The sequence below is a fragment of the Puniceibacterium confluentis genome, assembly GCF_007923445.1.
Lineage (GTDB): Bacteria > Pseudomonadota > Alphaproteobacteria > Rhodobacterales > Rhodobacteraceae > Puniceibacterium > Puniceibacterium confluentis.
The window spans coordinates 142,599-161,436 of record NZ_VOJI01000001.1; the positions used below are offsets into that span (position 1 = coordinate 142,599).

Annotated in this window: 18 protein-coding genes; 16 read left to right on the forward strand and 2 right to left on the reverse strand. The window is 62.5% G+C overall.

Annotation, left to right across the window (positions count from 1 at the left end; genetic code table 11):
* The first annotated feature begins 108 nt into the window (after window positions 1-108).
* The 3 genes from pncA to pncB all read left to right on the forward strand — a co-directional run bounded on the left by pncA (window position 109) and on the right by pncB (window position 4,344).
* Window positions 109-702: a bifunctional nicotinamidase/pyrazinamidase gene (gene pncA, locus FOY53_RS00665; RefSeq protein ID WP_146584641.1), complete on the forward strand. Its 594-nt coding sequence runs from the start codon at window positions 109-111 to the stop codon at window positions 700-702.
* A 67-nt stretch (window positions 703-769) separates the two neighbouring features.
* Complete coding sequence (locus FOY53_RS00670; protein WP_146584643.1) at window positions 770-3,118, forward strand: PAS domain-containing hybrid sensor histidine kinase/response regulator; 2,349 nt, start codon at window positions 770-772, stop codon at window positions 3,116-3,118.
* Window positions 3,055-4,344, forward strand: a complete 1,290-nt coding sequence (pncB, locus tag FOY53_RS00675) for a nicotinate phosphoribosyltransferase (protein WP_146584646.1) — start codon at window positions 3,055-3,057, stop codon at window positions 4,342-4,344. Before FOY53_RS00670 ends, pncB begins: the two co-directional genes overlap by 64 nt.
* 3 nt (window positions 4,345-4,347) lie before the next feature.
* Here the strand turns inward: pncB and FOY53_RS00680 are convergent, their stop codons facing one another.
* Window positions 4,348-5,379: a LacI family transcriptional regulator gene (locus FOY53_RS00680; protein WP_222435205.1), complete on the reverse strand. Its 1,032-nt coding sequence runs from the start codon at window positions 5,377-5,379 to the stop codon at window positions 4,348-4,350.
* A gap of 228 nt (window positions 5,380-5,607) precedes the next feature.
* Here FOY53_RS00680 and FOY53_RS00685 point away from each other — a divergent pair, with 228 nt between their 5' ends.
* The 10 genes from FOY53_RS00685 (at window position 5,608) to FOY53_RS00730 (ending at window position 16,270) form a co-directional block, all read left to right on the forward strand.
* On the forward strand, window positions 5,608-6,855 hold the full coding sequence (locus FOY53_RS00685; RefSeq protein WP_146584650.1) for an ABC transporter substrate-binding protein: 1,248 nt from the start codon (window positions 5,608-5,610) through the stop codon (window positions 6,853-6,855).
* A 70-nt stretch (window positions 6,856-6,925) separates the two neighbouring features.
* Window positions 6,926-7,822, forward strand: coding sequence for a carbohydrate ABC transporter permease (locus FOY53_RS00690; protein WP_146584652.1), 897 nt, complete (start codon window positions 6,926-6,928; stop codon window positions 7,820-7,822).
* Entirely contained in the window at window positions 7,822-8,703 is an 882-nt protein-coding gene (locus FOY53_RS00695) for a carbohydrate ABC transporter permease (RefSeq protein WP_146584654.1), read from the forward strand. Before FOY53_RS00690 ends, FOY53_RS00695 begins: the two co-directional genes overlap by 1 nt.
* A gap of 52 nt (window positions 8,704-8,755) precedes the next feature.
* The gene (locus FOY53_RS00700; protein WP_146584656.1) at window positions 8,756-9,871 is read left to right on the forward strand and encodes an ABC transporter ATP-binding protein; all 1,116 of its coding nucleotides are present in this window, start codon (window positions 8,756-8,758) and stop codon (window positions 9,869-9,871) included.
* A gap of 146 nt (window positions 9,872-10,017) precedes the next feature.
* A complete protein-coding gene (locus FOY53_RS00705) occupies window positions 10,018-11,439 on the forward strand; it encodes a homospermidine synthase (RefSeq protein WP_146584658.1) in 1,422 nt (473 codons plus the stop codon).
* 142 nt (window positions 11,440-11,581) lie between these two features.
* Window positions 11,582-12,667 (forward strand): histidinol-phosphate transaminase, encoded by a 1,086-nt coding sequence (gene hisC / locus FOY53_RS00710; protein WP_146584660.1) that lies wholly within the window; start codon window positions 11,582-11,584, stop codon window positions 12,665-12,667.
* Entirely contained in the window at window positions 12,664-13,584 is a 921-nt protein-coding gene (locus tag FOY53_RS00715; protein ID WP_146584662.1) for a prephenate/arogenate dehydrogenase family protein, read from the forward strand. The genes hisC and FOY53_RS00715 overlap by 4 nt, the downstream gene beginning before the upstream one ends.
* 224 nt (window positions 13,585-13,808) lie before the next feature.
* Window positions 13,809-14,498, forward strand: a complete 690-nt coding sequence (locus FOY53_RS00720) for an extensin-like domain-containing protein (RefSeq protein ID WP_342783932.1) — start codon at window positions 13,809-13,811, stop codon at window positions 14,496-14,498.
* Window positions 14,499-14,619: 121 nt separating this feature from the next.
* Window positions 14,620-15,714, forward strand: coding sequence for an AbrB family transcriptional regulator (locus FOY53_RS00725; protein ID WP_246107233.1), 1,095 nt, complete (start codon window positions 14,620-14,622; stop codon window positions 15,712-15,714).
* Window positions 15,715-15,979: 265 nt separating this feature from the next.
* On the forward strand, window positions 15,980-16,270 hold the full coding sequence (locus FOY53_RS00730) for a hypothetical protein (RefSeq protein WP_146584666.1): 291 nt from the start codon (window positions 15,980-15,982) through the stop codon (window positions 16,268-16,270).
* Window positions 16,271-16,343: 73 nt separating this feature from the next.
* Here the strand turns inward: FOY53_RS00730 and FOY53_RS00735 are convergent, their stop codons facing one another.
* The gene (locus FOY53_RS00735; RefSeq protein ID WP_146584668.1) at window positions 16,344-16,901 is read right to left on the reverse strand and encodes a TlpA family protein disulfide reductase; all 558 of its coding nucleotides are present in this window, start codon (window positions 16,899-16,901) and stop codon (window positions 16,344-16,346) included.
* A 23-nt stretch (window positions 16,902-16,924) separates the two neighbouring features.
* Here FOY53_RS00735 and argH point away from each other — a divergent pair, with 23 nt between their 5' ends.
* The 3 genes from argH to FOY53_RS00745 are packed head-to-tail and all read left to right on the forward strand — an operon-like array spanning window position 16,925 to window position 18,800.
* Complete coding sequence (gene argH / locus FOY53_RS00740) at window positions 16,925-18,316, forward strand: argininosuccinate lyase (RefSeq protein ID WP_146584670.1); 1,392 nt, start codon at window positions 16,925-16,927, stop codon at window positions 18,314-18,316.
* Window positions 18,313-18,483, forward strand: a complete 171-nt coding sequence (locus tag FOY53_RS22915; protein WP_186766473.1) for a hypothetical protein — start codon at window positions 18,313-18,315, stop codon at window positions 18,481-18,483. Before argH ends, FOY53_RS22915 begins: the two co-directional genes overlap by 4 nt.
* An 8-nt stretch (window positions 18,484-18,491) precedes the next feature.
* Window positions 18,492-18,800, forward strand: a complete 309-nt coding sequence (locus tag FOY53_RS00745) for a DUF2834 domain-containing protein (protein ID WP_246107234.1) — start codon at window positions 18,492-18,494, stop codon at window positions 18,798-18,800.
* The last annotated feature ends 38 nt before the right edge of the window (window positions 18,801-18,838 follow it).

Genomic DNA, 18,838 nt, shown 5'->3' on the forward strand with positions numbered 1-18,838 from the left:
CCGCGATGTACGCCTGCCACGGCGCCGGATCAAGAGCGTGAAGCCGCGCACTGTTGAGCCTGCCATCGCCACACCCTAGTCTGAGAGTGCATAGCCGGGAGTATTGCCATGTCCGCCCTGATCGTCATCGATGTCCAGAACGATTTCTGCTCCGGGGGTGCGCTGGCCGTGCCTGACGGAGATGCGGTGGTCGCGCCGATCAACGAACTGATGTCCGGGTTCGACGCCGTGATCCTGACGCAGGACTGGCATCCTGCAGGACACTCCTCGTTTGCCAGCCAGCACCCGGGCAAGGAACCGCTGGACAGCATCGAGATGCCCTACGGACCGCAGGTGCTGTGGCCCGATCACTGTATTCAGGGCACGCGGGGCGCCGCCTTTCACCCGGCACTGAATCTGGATCCTGCGGATCTGATCCTGAGGAAGGGGTATCGCAGGGACATCGACAGCTACTCGGCTTTTTTTGAGAACGACCATGCCACTCCGACCGGGCTTGATGGCTATCTGCGCAGCCGCGGGATCGACACTGTGACGCTGACCGGGCTCGCCTATGACTTTTGCGTCTTCTATTCGGCGATTGATGCCGCGCGGTTGGGCTACGATGTGACGGTTCTGAGTGCGGCGACGCGCGGCATCGACGTCGGCGGATCGCTAGCCGCGGCGCGGTCGGCGATGCAGGAAGCCGGGATCGAGCTGATCTGAGGCGTTTGCCACTTTGTTAACCTAACGCGGGGTACACCGGGCTGAACAGGTTTGGTGGACATCCCGCATGGCGCAGGCTCTTTCCAGTTCAGAAGCTCAGGTGACGGCTTTCGAGATGCGCCAGTCTCCCGAGGGACGCCTGGCCCGTTACGCCCGCGGGCGGGTCGCCTATTTCTGGGCACGGCAGTGGCTGACGCTGATCGGCGCGCTGTCCCTGGCGTTGCTGGAAACCGTTGCAACCGGTGTGGCGGTCGCCGCTCTAGCCCTTCTGGGCGAAGCTGTTGACTGCACGGCATTGCGCCAGGTGCCGCGCTGGCAGCGGCAGGGGCGCGGCTTTGCCCGGATCAGAGCGGTGACGACACTGACCGCCGGTTTCCAGGCGCTGACAATTTCCGGCTGTATCCTGGTCACGCTTGGCAATACCGCCGGAGTGGACGCCAGCTTTTTCGCCTTCGCGTTCCTCATTGCCGCCGCGATCAATGCCGGCGTGGTCATGCCCTATCACCCGCCAGCGGCCCGGACGCGGCTGGCGATCTACATGCTGGCCGGGGCCGGATATCTGGGGGCCGACGTCGCACTGGCCGGCGGGCTTGACCCGCACCACGGCTACGAAGTCATGGGCGTGCTGTTGATGGCCTACAGTGCGCGGATCTTTCTGCAACTGGTGGTCGATTCCGAACGTGCCCATGTGCGGTCGAGCCGTGACTTGCTGACGGGGGCCCGGGCGCTGGCGCAAAGCAATCAGGATCTTTTCGAAAGCCAGCGCGAAGCGCGCCAGCTGGCGCTGGTGGCCCGTCATGCCAATGACAGCGTGATCATGCAGGACAGCCGCGGAACAATTGTCTGGGTCAACGACGCCTTTGTTCAGACGACCGGATACAGCGCTGCCGAGGCTGTGGGCCAGTCCGTTGGCAGACTGCTCAACGGCGATGAAACCAGCGCAGAGACGGTCGCGGCGATCCGGGCGGCAGTGAAAGACGGCCGGCCGCTGCGCTCGGAGATCCTGAACTACGCCAAGGACGGGCGAAAGATCTGGGTTGAAACCAATATCGTTCCGATCAGCGACGACCGGGGGCTGACAGAGACCGTCATCGCGATCGAGCGCGACATCACCGATGCCAAGAGCCATGCACTTGAAATGACCCGCGCGACATCCCGCGCCAAAGAGGGCGCGCGCGCCAAGGCTGCATTTCTCGCCACCATGAGCCACGAGATCCGGACTCCGATGAATGGCATCATAGGAATGTCCGACCTGCTGTCTGAAACGGCGCTGGCCCCCCAGCAGCGCGAATATGTCAGCGCCATCCATACTTCGGCCGAAGCCTTGCTGCGCATCATCAACGACATCCTGGATTATTCCAAGCTCGATGCCGGCAAGATGGGCATGGCGGAAGATCCCTTCAACCTTGCCCGGTGCATCCGGATGTCGGCGGACCTGCTGCGTGGCTCCGCCCGGGACAAGGGGCTGTTCCTGGACATCTGCCACGATGGCCCGCTGCCGGACGTTGTCGTCGGTGACGAAGGCCGCGTGCGTCAGGTGCTGCTCAACCTGCTGGGAAATGCCATCAAATTCACCGACGCGGGGGGCGTAACCCTGCACGTGTCGGTCGAGAACAAGACGGCGTCCCATGTCCTGCGGATCACGGTATCGGACACCGGTATCGGAGTGCCTGCCGACCGGGCCGCGTGCATTTTCGACCAGTTTGAACAGGCGGATGTGGCCACCACACGCAAATATGGCGGCACCGGACTGGGCCTCGCCATCTCGCGGCAGCTGGCGCGACGCATGGGGGGAAATCTGGAATTGGCGCCAGGTGATGTCTCGGGGTCGGTGTTTGTGTTCACCTTCGAGGCCGGGACGCAGCAGAAACATGATCGTGCCGCACCCCGCCAGCCCGAAGGGACCGGCAGTCCGAACCTTGAAGGTACGAAGATATTGCTCGCCGAAGACAACCGCACCAACAGCCTGCTGATCGCCCGCTACCTGTCGGACCTCGAGATTACGCTGTGGTTTGCCGGAGATGGAGCCGAAGCGCTGGATCTGGTGGCGCAGCACCGGCCGGATATTGTGCTCATGGACATGTCGATGCCGGTGCTTGACGGTATCTCGGCAACGCAGGTGATCCGGCAGATGGACGGGCCGCAGCCACATATCATCGCCTTGACTGCCAATGCCTTTGATTCGGACCGCGCTGCCTGCCTGGCGGCGGGAATGGATGATTTTCTGCCCAAACCCGTCCGAAAGGCTGATCTTCTGGCGGCGCTGGCGCGCTGTTCCCGAGGCGATAAACCGCTTGGATCGCCCCCAAGGCTTCGCGTATCACGGAATGAGCAAGCAGAAGAGGCCGTGAATTGGACATCGCAACCCGCGTCTGGAACCACAAGTGGAAGATCGACCCGATCGTCCGGTCTCTGATCGACACCGATTTTTACAAGCTGCTGATGTGCCAGTCGGTGTTCCGCAACAAACCCGAAACCCAGGTGACGTTCAGCCTGATCAACCGGTCTACCCACATTCCGCTGGCCCGGTTGATCGACGAGGGCGAATTGCGCGAACAGCTGGATCACATCCGGTCCCTGTCGCTGCGGCGCGGTGAATCGACCTGGATGCGCGGCAACACCTTCTATGGAAAACGGCAGATGTTCCGCCCGGATTTCATGGACTGGTTCGAAAATCTGCGCCTGCCCCCCTATCATCTGGAGCGCGTCGGCGACCAGTACGAGCTGACCTTTGAGGGCAGCTGGCCCGAGGTGATGCTCTGGGAAATTCCGGCCCTCGCGGTTCTGATGGAGCTGCGTGGCCGTGCCGTGCTCAACACCATGGGACGGTTCGAGCTGCAGGTGCTTTACGCCCGTGCGATGACCAAGCTCTGGGAAAAGGTCGAACACCTGCGCACCGTTCCGGATCTGCGGATCGCGGACTTTGGAACCCGGCGGCGGCACTCGTTTCTGTGGCAGGACTGGTGCGTTCAGGCGATGCAGGAAGGTCTGGGCAAGGGCTTTGCCGGCACCTCGAACTGTCTCATCGCCAAGAACCGCGATATGGAGGCCATCGGCACCAACGCGCATGAACTGCCGATGGTCTATGCTGCGCTGGCCGAGGACGATGCCGCGCTGGCCAACGCCCCCTACGATGTTCTGGCGGACTGGCACGAAGAGCACGAAGGCAACCTGCGCATCATTCTGCCCGACACCTACGGAACCAACGGGTTTCTGCGCAATGCGCCCGACTGGCTGGCGGGCTGGACCGGCATCCGCATCGACAGCGGCGATCCGGCAACCGGTGCCGAAACCGCCATCCGCTGGTGGCAGGAACGCGGCGAGGATCCGCGCAGCAAGCTGGTGATCTTTTCCGACGGGCTGGACGAGGCCAAGATTGTCGAACTGCACAAGCAGTTCCTGGGCCGGGTGCGGGTCAGTTTCGGTTGGGGCACTCTGCTCACCAATGATTTCCGCGGGCTGACCGAGGGCGACCGGCTGGCGCCGTTCAGTCTGGTCTGCAAGGCGGTATCGGCCAACGGGCGTCCAACGGTCAAATTGTCGGACAACCCGAACAAGGCGATGGGCCCGCAGGACGAGATTGAGCGCTACAAACGGGTTTTTGATGTCGGGGCGCAGAAGCCGTTCGAGGTCGTGGTCTGAAGCTCAGCCGGAAAGGTGCGGACCATCCACCGGCGCGATGATCCTTTGCAGGGTCTCGGGGGGCGCACCGTCGATCCGCCGCAGCAGAATTTCCCCCATGGCACGCCCGGTCATTTCGACATCCTCAAAGATCGAGCGGAACTTGGGCCGCATCAGGTCGAACACCGGTGAGGCCTGCTTGATCAGCATATCCACCTGGTCTCCCGCCACCATCCCGGCATCGTCTATCGCCGCAAGAGCCGCCAGTGCCATGACCTCGCCGACGCAGACGATTCCGTCCGGCGGTGACTCCGAAAGCAGGAGGCTGGTCAGCTGGCGGGCAATTTCGGCCGGCGGGGTGTCGATGGTAAGGTTTTCAGGAATGATGTGATCGATTCCCGCTTCGCGCACCTCGGACAGGAAGCCGAATCGGAGATGCTGGGAAAAGGTGAATTGCGCCTGCGGCAGCACAATCATCAGGCGTTTGCGCCCCGCCTTCAGCAACCATTTAACCGCCTGACGGGCAAAGGCTTCGTTGTCGAAATCGACAAAGGCGTGCTGCGTGGTGAACTCGGTCCGCCCGTGGCTGACAAAGGGGAAATCCTTTTCCAGCAGCAGCCGCACCCGGGGGTCGAAACATTCGGTCCGCGACAACACGATGCCGTCGGCAAGGTTGTTGCGCAGGATGTTTTCGATGGCTGACACCCGGTCCGAATCAATGAAATCGGGGGTGATCGTGACCGAATACCCCGTGCCCTTGAGCGCGGCGGTGATGCCGTTCAGCAGCACATGGGTGAAGCCGAGATATTCGTGCCCGGGGTTGATCAGGAGCGAGATCACCTTGGTGCGCCCGGTGCGCAGTCTCTGCGCCGCGCGATCCGGCACATACCCCAGCGATTTCGCGGCTTTGGCGACGGTGTCCCGGGTCGACTGCGCGATCTTCGGATCGTTGGACAGTGCCCGCGACACCGTCGTGACCGCATAGCCTGTCGCCTGCGCAACCGTCTTCAGCGTAGGTTTTCCGACGGGGGGCGTGGGGTGCGGTTCCTTGCTCACTTGAGTGTCCATTTCCAATTGGTCAGATTCGAGGCACTGACTGCTTTATATCGTTACAACCAAAGCGCCGCTGTCAACGACTTTCATAAGCCACCGGTTTCAAAACGCTTTTATGCTGCGCGTGCGAACAAATTCTTTCATGTGAAAAAACCAGTTGACACACCCGGGATTTAAATCGTTACAATAGCGGCGGACGAGACATTATCGTACCTATCTGGGAGGATACCTATGACACTTATGAAACACCTCAAACTGTCTGCAGCCGTTCTGGCGCTGTCCGCAACCACGGCCGTGGCTGCGGACGTCGAGGTTCTGCACTGGTGGACGTCTGGCGGCGAAGCGGCTGCGCTGAACGTGCTCAAGGGCGACCTTGAAGCGCAGGGCATCGGCTGGATGGACATGCCGGTTGCCGGTGGCGGCGGCGAGGCGGCAATGACCGTTCTGCGGGCGCGGGTCACTTCGGGCAACGCACCGACCGCCGTGCAGATGCTGGGTTTTGACATCACCGACTGGGCCAAGGAAGGCGCGCTTGCCAACCTCAACGATGCTGCCGCGGAAAACGGCTGGGATGCCGTGGTTCCCGAGGCGCTGCAGAAGTTCGCCAAGTATGAAGGCAGCTGGGTGGCTGCGCCGGTCAACGTCCACTCCGTGAACTGGGTCTGGGCCAACAAGAAGCTGTTTGACGACAACAATCTTACCGTTCCCACCACCTGGGAAGAGTTCGAAGCGGTAATGGCGACCCTCAAAGAGGCGGGCGTGACGCCGATCGCGCAGGGCGGACAGCCCTGGCAGGAAGCCACGCTGTTTGACTCCGTCGTGATGTCGACCGGTGGACCCGAGTTCTACCAGAAGGCCCTGATCGACCTCGATCCCGAAGCGCTGGGCTCTGACACGATGAAGCAGGCGTTCGACCGTCTCGGCGCCATCCGCGCCAACGTCGACGACAACTTCTCGGGTCGTGACTGGAACCTTGCAACGGCGATGGTCATCAACGGCGAAGCGGGCATGCAGATCATGGGCGACTGGGCCAAGGGCGAATTCGTCGCTGCCGGCAAGGTCCCGGACGAGGATTTCCTCTGCTTCCGCTTCCCGGGCACCCAGGACCAGGTGATGTTCAACGCTGACCAGTTCGCCATGTTCGACCAGGGCGGCGTCGTTTCGGAAGAGCAGGCGGCGCTTGCCACGGCGATCATGTCTCCGACCTTCCAGTCCGCGTTCAACGTGGTCAAGGGATCGGTTCCCGCGCGTACCGATGTGCCTGACACCGACTTTGACGCCTGCGGCAAGAAGGGCATCGCGGATCTCGCGGCGGCATCCTCCTCGGGCAACCTGTTCGGGTCGCTGGCGCAGGGCTATGGCGCCCCGGCGTCGATCAAGAACGCTTACTATGACGTTGTGACGGCCTTCTTCAACGGTTCCTTCGACAGCCAGACGGCGGCCGAAGAACTGGTGACAGCCATCGAAATCGCGCAGTAACTGCGCACCGGGCTCTGGCGCCGCGCGCGCCAGAGCCCTCCCACTCTCCCCTGACAGACTGGACAGAGCCATGGCATCTGCACCGACGCAGGCGGATCTCAAAACCCGTTTGCAGACACTCATTCCGAAACTGGTGCTCTCGCCTTCGCTGGCGGTGATTTTCCTGTTCGTCTACGGTTTTATCATCTTCACGGTCTACCTGTCCTTTACGGACAGCCGCATTCTGCCCAGCTTCAACCTGGTTGGGTTCGAAAATTATTCCAAGCTGTTCCGGCTCTCGCACTGGACCACATCGATCACCAATCTGGGCATCTTTGCCGGGCTTTACATCGGTATCTCGACGCTGATCGGCCTCGGGCTCGCCACCTTTCTGGATCAGAAGATCCGTGGCGAAGGTCTGCTGCGCCCGATCTACCTGTATCCGATGGCCCTGTCCTTCATCGTGACCGGCACCGCGTGGAAGTGGTTCCTTGATCCCGGCATCGGGCTTGAACACACCATGCATCTCTGGGGCTGGGAAAGCTTCAGCTTTGATTGGATCAAGAATTCCGACTACGCGATCTACACCGTTGTGATCGCCGCCGTCTGGCAATCCAGCGGGTTTGTCATGGCGATGTTCCTGGCCGGCCTGCGGGGCATCGACAACGAAATCCTCAAGGCCGCGCAGATGGACGGCGCATCGAACTGGCAGATGTACCGCCGGATCATTCTGCCGCAACTGCGCCCGGCCTTCCTGTCAGCCTTTGTCATCCTGAGCCATCTTGCGGTCAAGAGTTATGACCTCGTCATCGCGCTGACCGGCGGCGGACCGGGGCGGGCGACAGAGCTGCCGGCGACGTTCATGTATTCCTACACCTTCACCCGCAACCAGATGGGCATCGGCGCCTCGTCTGCCGTCATCATGCTGATGACCATCGCGGCGATCATGGTGCCTTATCTTTACGCCGAACTGCGGGAGAAAAAATAATGTCTGTCGCAACTCAGGATACCGCCCTGCGGACGGGCCGGATCAGCCGCGCCTTCATCTACCTGTTCCTGTTGCTGATGGCGCTGTTTTATCTGCTGCCCTTTGCAATCATGGTGATCAACTCCCTGAAACCACTCTCGGAAATCACCGGCGGCAACATGATGTCGTTGCCGCGCGAATGGACCCTGGACGCCTGGCGTGCTGCCTGGTCAACCGCACAGATCGGCGTCGAGCCCACCGGCCTGAAACCCTATTTCTGGAATTCGATCAAGATGGTCGTGCCGGCCGTCGCCATTTCCACCGTGCTTGGCGCGCTGAACGGCTATGTGCTGACCAAGTGGCGGTTCCGCGGCGATACGATCCTGTTCGGACTGATGCTTTTTTCCTGCTTCATCCCGTTCCAGATCGTCCTGATCCCGATGGCACGTGTGCTGGGCCTCACCGGCCTTGCCGGAACGACCACCGGCCTGATCCTTGTGCATGTGGTCTATGGCATCGGCTTTTCGACACTTTATTTCCGCAACTACTATGCGGTGTTTCCGACCGAACTGGTGCGGGCGGCGATGATGGACGGCGCGGGCTTTTTCGGCATCTTCTGGCGCATTCTCATGCCGTCCTCGGGTCCGATCACCGTGGTCTGCATCATCTGGCAGTTCACCAACATCTGGAACGACTTCCTGTTCGGCGCCAGTTTCGCGGATTTCGACAGCCAACCGATCACCGTGGCGCTGAACAACCTCGTGAACTCCTCTACCGGGGTCAAAGAGTACAACGTCCACTTCGCAGGCGCGATCTATGCCGCCCTTCCGACACTGCTCGTCTACATCGTGGCAGGCCGGTACTTCGTGCGCGGACTGATGTCCGGCTCGGTCAAGGGGTGATGGCGATGAACCGCGCTCCGTCTCACGTTACTTCAACCGAAGGGTTGCCCTCATGAGCTTTCTCAAGATCGACAACGTCACCAAGTCCTACGGCGCGGTCGAGGTATTGCACCGCGTCGACATCGACGTGCAACAGGGCGAATTCCTTGTGCTCGTCGGTCCCTCGGGCTGCGGAAAGTCCACGCTGCTCAACATGATCGCAGGCCTCGAGGAGATTTCCTCGGGCACCATCTCGATCAAGGACAAGGCGATGAACGGGGTGCACCCGTCCAAGCGCAACATCGCGATGGTGTTCCAGTCCTACGCGCTCTATCCCAACATGACCGTTGGCAAGAACATCACCTTTGGCCTGGAGATGCACGGCGTCCCCAAGGAAGAGCGTGACCGTGCGATGGACAAGGTCGCCAACATGCTGCAAATCAAGCCGCTGCTCGACCGCAAGCCGGGCCAGCTGTCCGGTGGCCAGCGCCAGCGTGTCGCCATGGGGCGCGCATTGGTCCGCGATCCCGACGTCTTCCTGTTCGACGAGCCGCTGTCCAACCTTGATGCCAAGCTGCGCGTGGACATGCGCACCGAAATCAAGAAGCTGCACCAGCGCCTGGGCACCACGATTGTCTACGTCACCCACGACCAGATCGAGGCGATGACGCTGTCGACCCGCATCGCGGTGATGAACGGCGGCTACATCCAGCAACTTGGCACCCCCAAGGAGATCTACGATACCCCGAACAACATCTTTGTTGCGGCCTTCATGGGGTCGCCGTCGATGAACCTTCTGGATGCGGTGATCCGCATCAAGGGCGCAGATGCCGCCGCCGAAATCACCGACCATAACGGCCACCCGCTGACGCTGCCGCTGCCGTTGCCCGCATCGTCTCTGTCGGGCCGCGACGGCACAAAGGTCGTGCTCGGTATCCGCCCCGAAGCGATCACCGATCCCGACGGCGCCGACAAGTCCGCCAACACCGTCGTGCCGGTGCAGAACAAGGTCGACGTGACCGAACCCGCAGGGTCGGACACGTTCATCACCACCACAATGGCGGGCAAGGACGTGATCGGCCGGATGCGGGCCGACGCCCACGTCAACGCCGGGGACATCGCCGATCTGGCGATCAACATGGACAAGTCGGTGGTTTTCGACCCCAAGACCGAAAACCGGATCGCCTGAGTCCCTGACAGCCTCCGCCCACCGGACGTCTCTGTGCATCGCCCGCCACTCTTGGCGGGCGTTGTCGTTCCAGCCCGAGCGTGACCCGTTTCCCTTCTGTCGCCGTCACGATAGGTGTTGCTGCACCACCCGCAGGAGGGCGCAGGATGACACAGGAATACCCGGTCTACGGCCGCATTGATGGCCCGATCTTGATCATTGGTTTCGGATCCATCGGCAAGGGCACCTGGCCGCTGATCGAGCGGCACTTCGACTATGACGCCAGCAAGCTTACCGTGGTCGAACCCGACGCGGCGCAGGCAAATTTCCTGCGTCAGCACGGGCTGAAGCATTTGCCAACGGCGATCACCAAGGACAACTACCGCGCGGTTCTGGGTGCGATCTTCTGCGAAGGCAAAGGCTTCTGCGTCAATCTCTCGGTCGACACCTCGTCACTGGACCTGATGAGGTACTGCCGCGATCTGGGGGTGCTTTACATCGACACCGTGGTCGAACCCTGGGCCGGATTCTACTTTGACACCCAGAACAATGCGGACCGCACCAATTATGCGCTGCGCCAGAAGGTCCGTGACGAAAAGGCCGCCAACCCCGGCGGCCCCACGGCGGTCAGTTGCTGCGGCGCCAACCCCGGTATGGTGAGCTGGTTTGTAAAAGAGGCGCTGCTGACCCTGGCACGCGACACCGGCAGCGACGTCACCACCCCGAACGACCGCCAGGGCTGGGCAACGCTCATGCAGGATCTGGGTGTCAAAGGCGTGCACATCGCCGAACGCGACACCCAGGCGCGGCGGGTACCGCGCCCGCGCAACGTCTTTGTCAACACCTGGTCCGTCGAAGGGTTCATCTCGGAAGGTTTCCAGCCGGCCGAACTGGGGTGGGGCACGCATGAAACCTGGTTTCCGGAAAACGGGCATTCCCATGACACCGGCTGTCAGGCCGGCATCTGGCTGGACCGTCCCGGCGCGATCACCCGCGTGCACACCTGGTGTCCGACCCCGGGGCCGCAGTTCGGTTATCTCGTGACCCATAACGAGGCGATCTCGATTGCCGATTATTACACCGTCGGCGACGCCGCCGCTCCGGATTTTCGCCCCACCTGCCACTACGCCTATCACCCGTCGGATGACGCTGTCCTGTCCCTGCACGAGATGTTCGGGTCAGGTCGCCAGCAAAGCAGGCATCACATCCTGACCGAGGACGAGATCGTCGAGGGCATCGACGAGTTGGGCGTGCTGCTGTTCGGTCATGCGAAGAACGCCCTCTGGTACGGGTCGCGCCTGAGCAACGCCGAAACCCGCGATCTGGCCCCTTATCAGAATGCCACCGGGATGCAGGTCAGCTCCGCCGTGCTTGCCGGCATGGTCTGGGCCCTGGAAAACCCAAGGGCGGGGATCGTCGAGACGGACGAGATGGACCACGCGCGTTGTCTTGACGTGCAGCGCCCCTACCTTGGCCCGGTCGAGGCGCATTATACCGACTGGACCCCGCTTCAGGACCGCTGGGAGCATTTCCCCGAAGATATAGACGAATCCGACCCCTGGCAGTTCCGCAACGTGCTGGCCAGCTGAGCGGGCGGGCGCAGCCGAGCAGGTCCGGGCCTGTCCGCTGCCATCACAACCGGTTTCCGGCGCGCGGCATCAGAGCTGCCGCCACTTGCCGCTTTTCTTGCGCAACCCTGCCCGCTAAAGACATCCGGACAGGAGAACAAAGATGACACAGATCACTCCCCAGCCCGGGATCATGGAGATCGCCCTCTATCAGGGCGGCAAGGCGCATGTGGACGGGGTGTCCAACGTGGTCAAGCTCAGCTCGAATGAAAACCCGTTCGGGCCCAGCCCCGCCGCGATGGAGGCAGTCCGGCGGTCGGCCCACGAGTTGCACCGCTATCCCAACACCGACCACGCGTCCCTGCGGCAGGCGATTGCCGAGATCTATGGTCTGGAGGCAAGCCGCATCATCTGTGGCGTCGGCAGCGACGAGATCATCCATTTCCTGTGTCAGTGTTATGCGGGGCCGGGGGACGAAGTCGTGCATTCGGTCCACGGTTTCGGCATGTACCGCATCAGCGCCCTGGCCGCTGGCGCAACCCCGATCGAAGTCGCCGAAAGCGAGCGGGTGTCAGACGTCGATGCCTTTCTGGCCGGGTGCAGTGAGCGCACCAAACTGGTCTTTCTTGCCAACCCCAACAATCCCACCGGCACGATGATCGGCACGGCCGAGCTTGAGCGGCTGGCAGAGGGCATACCGCCGCAGGCCATTCTTGTGCTTGACGGTGCCTATGCCGATTATGTCGAGGGATACGACGGCGGCGCCAGACTGAGCGAGACACGCGACAACGTTGTGATGACCCGCACCTTTTCAAAACTTTACGGTCTGGGTGGCCTGCGCGTCGGCTGGGGCTACGGTCCGCAGGCGATTATTGACGTGCTCAACCGCATCCGTGGCCCGTTCAATCTGTCCAGCACGGCACTGGTGGCGGCCGAGGCGGCGGTCCGCGATCAGGCCTATGCCGAAAAATGTCGTGCGGAAAACACCCGGATGCGCGCCTGGCTGTCCGAAGCGCTGGCCGAACACGGCGTGCCGTCAGACACGTCGACCGCTAACTTTGTGCTTGCCCGTTTTGGCTCGCAGGACGAAGCCGAGGCCTGTGACCTCTACCTGCAAAGCCAGGGGCTGATCGTGCGCCGGGTCGGGTCCTACAAACTGCCCAACGCCCTGCGCATTACCGTCGGTGATGAATCCTCGTGCCGCCGCGTGGCCCATGCTGTGGGGCAGTTCAAGGCGGGTCAGCGATGACCGAGGTCTATCCCCGCGTCGCCCTGATCGGCCTTGGCCTGATTGCCTCGTCGATGTTCTGGGCGATGAAGCGCCGTGGCGTGGCGGGTCATGTCGCAGGCTACGCCCGCTCTGCTGCCACCCGCGACACCGCGCGGCGCATCGGTCTGTGTGACACGATCTGCGACAGCGCCGCCGAGGCGGTGAAGGACGCCGATCTTGTTGTTCTTGCCGTTCCGGTCGGGGCGATGGGGTCTGTTGCTGCCGAAATCGCCCCGCATCTGAAACCCGGCTGCACTGTCACCGACGTCGGTTCGGTCAAGAAGATGGTGATCGAAACCGTCTTGCCGCACCTGCCCGACACCGTGCACTTTGTTCCCGGACACCCGCTGGCGGGAACAGAGCATTCGGGCCCCGAGTCCGGTTTTGCCACGCTGTTCGACAACCGCTGGTGTCTGCTGGTCCCGGTCGAGGGCACCGCGCCCGAAGCCGTGGACACATTGACCGTCTACTGGAAAGCGCTCGGCGCCAATGTCGAGGTGATGGACGCCGAGCACCACGATCTGGTTCTGGCCGTGACCAGCCACACGCCCCACCTGATTGCCTACACCATGGTGGGGGTGGCAGATGATCTGCGCCGGGTCACGGACAGCGAAGTGATCAAGTATTCCGCCGCCGGTTTCCGCGACTTCACCCGCATCGCGGCGTCGGATCCGACGATGTGGCGCGACGTTTTCCTGAACAACAAGGAGGCCACGCTCGAGATCCTTGGCCGCTTTACCGAAGAGCTCTTTGCCCTGCAACGCGCCATCCGCACCGGTGACGGCGATCACCTGCACGCCTATTTTACCCGGACGCGCGCCATTCGCCGTGGTATCATTCAGGCTGGACAGGACACGGATGCCCCGGACTTTGGGCGCGCAAAGACGGAGAGATAATGCGGTTTATTATCAATGCCTTGTTAGTTATCGCGCTTGCCACTCCCGCCGTCGCTCAGGCCCCCAAAAATTCACTCCGCCCGGTTGCTCGACTGTTGGCGCTGACGGCCGCGACCCCGCAGTTGGCGCCGTACCGCCAATCTGACCGCCTGTCGGCAAAAAGCCGCCCAGCCGCGCGACCCGAAATATTCGAGGCCGCTCTGGCTGCCAGGCTGTTCGCACGCATGTCGCGGCTTGAACCGGTCGAACGTGCCGAACCGCTGGCCGCGCTGGAGCAGGTCCGCGCCTTTGCCGAGGCATCACCTCTGGCGATCCGTCAGGCCCTGCGCCCCTCTCTGCGCCCGGGCGCCATCGTGCGCAAGGCCATGGCCCAGCGTCAGGAAGAGGCGCGCGGCGCGGTGTGTGGCGACCCCAGGCTTCAGGGCGAAAAGGTCGGTTTTGTGCCCGGGCGGATCAGTGGCTGCGGCATCAAGGACGCGGTCAAGCTGCGGTCGGTCAGCGGCATAGCGTTGAGCCAGCAGGCGACGATCGACTGCACCACTGCAAAGACGCTCAAGCGCTGGGTCGACACGGCGCTGGCCCCTGCGGTGGGATCACGCGGCGGTGGCGTGGCACGGATCAATGTCGCGGCGCACTATGCCTGCCGGTCGCGCAACAACCAGAGCGGCGCCAAGATTTCCGAGCATGGCAAGGGCCGGGCGATCGACATTTCCGGTGTCCGGCTGCGCGACGGCACCGAGATCACCGTTCTGGACGGCTGGGACAACGGCAGGGACGGTACCTTGCTCAAGAAACTGCATCGCGCGGCCTGCGGGCCTTTTGGCACTGTGCTTGGTCCGGGGTCAGACGGCTTCCACCGTGACCATTTCCATTTTGACACAGCACGACACCGCAACGGATCCTACTGCCGCTGAGCCGCGCTTGACAGTTCCACCCAACAGTCCGAAGAACGGTCAAGGGTGCCATTCTGCGCCAGAAATCACATGAGGTGAGCAAGGCCGTGCGGCACCGGCTCAGAACCCTTGCCATGAATTCATGGTAGCTTACAGAAACATCGACCCACAGCCCGGGGCGCTGTCGCGGCGTGCGATGTTGGGATATATCACACTGGCGCTGGCGCTCGGGACGGCAGGCGGTGTGCTGTTCAATGCCATCGGTGCGCCGCTGCCCTGGATGCTGGGGCCGATGATCTTCAACACCATCGCCGCCGTGCTGGGCGCGCCGATCCGGCCACCGATGCTGGTGCGTCCCTATGTGGTTGTGGTGATTGGCGTGATGCTCGGCGCGGGCTTCAGGCCCGAGGTCGTCTCGCAGGCCGGAGACTGGCTGGTGTCGTTCAGTTTTCTGGCTCTCTACCTCGCCGTGTCCTGTGTGCTGGTTGTGCCATTCTACCGCCGGTTTGGCGGCTTTGACGCGGTCACCGCATTTTTTGCGGGCATGCCCGGCGGACTGAACGAGATGATCCTCATCGGACGCGATTATGGCGGGGACGATGCCAGAATTGCGCTGGCCCACGCGGCACGCATCGTGGTTGTGGTCTCGCTGGTGGCGGTCTGGTTTCGTCTGATCGCCGGCCATGATCTGGGGGACCGGTCGCAATTCGGGGTCGGCTTTGCCGAGATCCCGCTGCAGGATCTGGGGGTTCTGCTGCTCTGCGGTGTCCTCGGGTATTATGTCGGCCCGCTGCTGCGCCTTCCGGCGCCGACGCTGATCGGTCCGATGCTGGTCAGCGCGGTGGCGCATCTGTCCGGGATTGCCGACTATCCGCCGCCGTCGGAACTGGTCGTGCTGGCGCAGGTGATCCTTGGCACCATCATCGGCTGCCGGTTTGTCGGGGCCAGGGCGGGACAGATCGCGCACGCATTGCTGCTCAGCCTTGGGGCGACACTCATCATGCTGACGGTCACGGTGGTTTTCGCCGTGGCGTTCCATACGCTGTTTGGCCAGACCATCGAACAGGTTCTGCTTGCCTACTCTCCCGGCGGACTGGCGGAGATGAGCCTTGTCGCGCTCGCCATGCACGCCGAGGTTGCTTATGTCGCCAGCCATCACGTGGTGCGGATCACGCTGGTGATCCTGTTTGCACCGCTGGTGTTCCGCTGGCTGCGGGCGAGGAGCGATCATCGCTAAAGCTGCGGCCCGTCCGCTTTGACCGACGCCTTGGGAGCGATGACGCCAAAGAGGCATGTCGGCTCTAAGGGGTTGATTGTGAACGGATGATTTAACAAAACCTTAAATGCGGAGCGGCATTTGGAAACGGTTTCCGGCCACAGCCCGCATTGCCTGACAGACTGTCTACATTGTGGCGGAAATATGGCAATCTGCTTGCTCCTGCCGAAAAGCTGCCACATTCTGCCCTTCAGGGTCGTCTGAGCCCGTCAACTGGAAGGTGCCGATGCGGCTTTTGTTCTTTGCGTTTCTGATTGTTGTGGCTTGGCCGTTTGCGCTGGATATGGCGATGTCCAAGCACCACGACGCGCCGTCCAACCTTCGGTTGCGCGACAAGCTGATCTCCTATGTCGCCTGGGCGCGCATCGATCCCGAAGCACAGCTTGCGTCGCTCGAGACACCGCTCCAGGTCTTGGTGGATGGGTGCCGGCTTCAGAAGAACGCGGCCTATGGGCTGCCGCCGCGCGCGAAGGGCAGTCACTACATGTTTATCCGGGGACCGATACTGACGGTTTGATCTGATGGATTGAATCGTCAAAACGGCGCGTGGGGGCACGCGGGACGGAGGCGGGGCAGGGGGCTGTCCCGCCTCAGTTGTTTGTTATCAGCGCCCGCAGCATGGCGGTGGCACTGTCCGACGACCAGTCCGCATCGCCCTGAAGCCGCCCGACTTCTTGTCCCTCGGGGTTCAGAATAACGGTGATCGGCAGACCCAAAACCCCCATTTCCCGCGCCAGCGCCGATTTGGGGTCGCGATGCAGCGGCAGGTTGGTCACACCGATCTCGGCATAGAAATTTTCCATCGCCATCGGGGGATTGCGCCCGGTGGCGATGGTCACAACCTCAAAACTCTCGCCGCCCAGTTCGGTCTGCAATGCTGCCAGCATTGGCATTTCCTTGCGGCAGGGCGCGCACCAGGTTGCCCAGAAATTCAGCAGGACCCACTTGCCGTGATAGTTGGCCAGCGTCAGGGGGGTGTCGTCGAAGGTGATGAATTCCGACGTGCCCGCTGCCCTGGGTTCGGAATGGAAGTTCATCTTCTTCATGTCGCCGTCGCGCAGCGCGGATGCGGTGTTGATGTCGGCAAGGGCCGGGTTTGCAAGCAGGGCAAGGCCGGTATAGACGAACGCGTAAAGAAACCGTTTCATTTTGCCTCCGAAGGGCTTTGCAGATGTCTGACACAACCTCGAACCAGATGTGGGGCGGCCGCTTTGCCGCGGGACCGGATGCGATCATGGAGGCGATCAATGCCTCGATCGGATTCGACCAGCGGATGGCGGCACAGGATATTGCCGGATCTCGGGCCCATGCCGCGATGCTGGGCGCGACGGGCATCGTCAGTCCTAGCGACGTCGAGGCCATTCGAAAAGGCCTTCTCACGGTGTTGTCAGAGATCGAGGCCGGCACCTTCGTTTTTTCCACCGCGCTCGAAGACATTCACATGAACGTCGAATCCCGCCTGACCGAAGTGATCGGCACCCCGGCGGGCCGTCTGCACACGGCGCGGTCGCGCAACGATCAGGTGGCCACTGATTTCCGTCTCTGGGTGCGCGATCAGCTGGACGCTGCCGAGGCGGGCCTTGTCGCGCTGATGAAGGCACTGCTGACTCAGGCCGAGGCAGGTGCTGACTGGGTGATGCCGGGGTTCACCCATTTGCAGACCGCGCAACCGGTCACCTGGGGGCATCACATGATGGCCTATGTCGAAATGTTCGCGCGCGATCTGTCGCGGGTGCGGGATGCACGGGCGCGGATGAATGAATCGCCGCTAGGCGCCGCTGCGCTGGCCGGCACCTCGTTCCCCATTGACCGCCACATGACTGCCGAGGCGCTGGGCTTTGACCGCCCGATGGCCAATTCGCTGGACGCCGTGTCTGACCGGGATTTCGCGCTGGAGTTCCTGAGCGTGGCCTCGATCTGCGCCATGCACCTGAGCCGCTTTGCCGAGGAACTGGTGATCTGGTCTTCGGCGCAGTTTCGGTTCGTGACCCTGTCCGACCGGTTCTCGACCGGCTCGAGCATCATGCCGCAAAAGAAGAACCCCGACGCGGCAGAGCTGATCCGTGCCAAGATCGGCCGGATCTTCGGCGCCAACGTGGCGCTGATGATGGTGATGAAAGGGCTGCCACTGGCCTATTCCAAGGACATGCAGGAAGACAAGGAACAGGTCTTTGACGCCGCCGACAACCTGATGCTGGCGCTGGCGGCGATGGAGGGCATGGTAAAGGACATGTCCGCCAACCGCGATGCGCTGGAACGCGCGGCGGCCAGCGGCTTTTCCACGGCCACGGATCTTGCGGATTGGCTTGTGCGCGTTCTCGACCTACCTTTCCGTCAGGCGCATCACGTGACCGGCGCACTGGTGGCTCTGGCCGAGACCAAGGGCTGCGATCTGCCGGACCTCGCTCTTGAGGACCTGCAGGGCGTGCACGCGGGCATCACCGAGGCGGTGTTCGAGGTGCTGGGCGTGCACAACTCTGTCGCGTCGCGTCTGAGTTACGGGGGCACCGCGCCGATGCGCGTGCGCGAACAGGTGGCCCGCTGGCAGGAGACGTTGGGATGAGGATTGCAGCGATACTTGGGGTTCTGGCACTGGCGGGCTGTGGTGCCGATGGTGACCCGATCCGCCCGTCGTACACCGCAAGCCTGAGCGGTGGCAGCAACGGTGTGACGCTGGGCGGCGGGGTCGGCCTGCGCAAGGGGCCGTTCTCGCTCGGGCTCGGGTTCTGACTTTGCGGTTGCGCCATCTCTGGCTGGCTCTGGCCGTCTGGGGTACGGTGCATCCGATGTACTGGTTCGTGACCTTCCTGCGCCAGAATGGCTGGGACGCGGCTGCCCTGATCGACGCGTGGCATGTCAACGCGTCGTCGACCGGTCTGGTCTGGGACCTGACGATCGCAGCCGTTGTGCTGACGCTGTGGATCCTGTCCGAAGTGGCGGTGCGGCGGAACTGGCTGGCGCTGGTCTGCATTCCGGCGATCTTTGGAATCGGGGTCAGCTGCGGCCTGCCGCTTTATCTGTATTTCCGCTCGCGCCCGGTCGGCTGAGCCGGGGGAGCTGCCCCTGACTGCACAGTGGGCGCGGG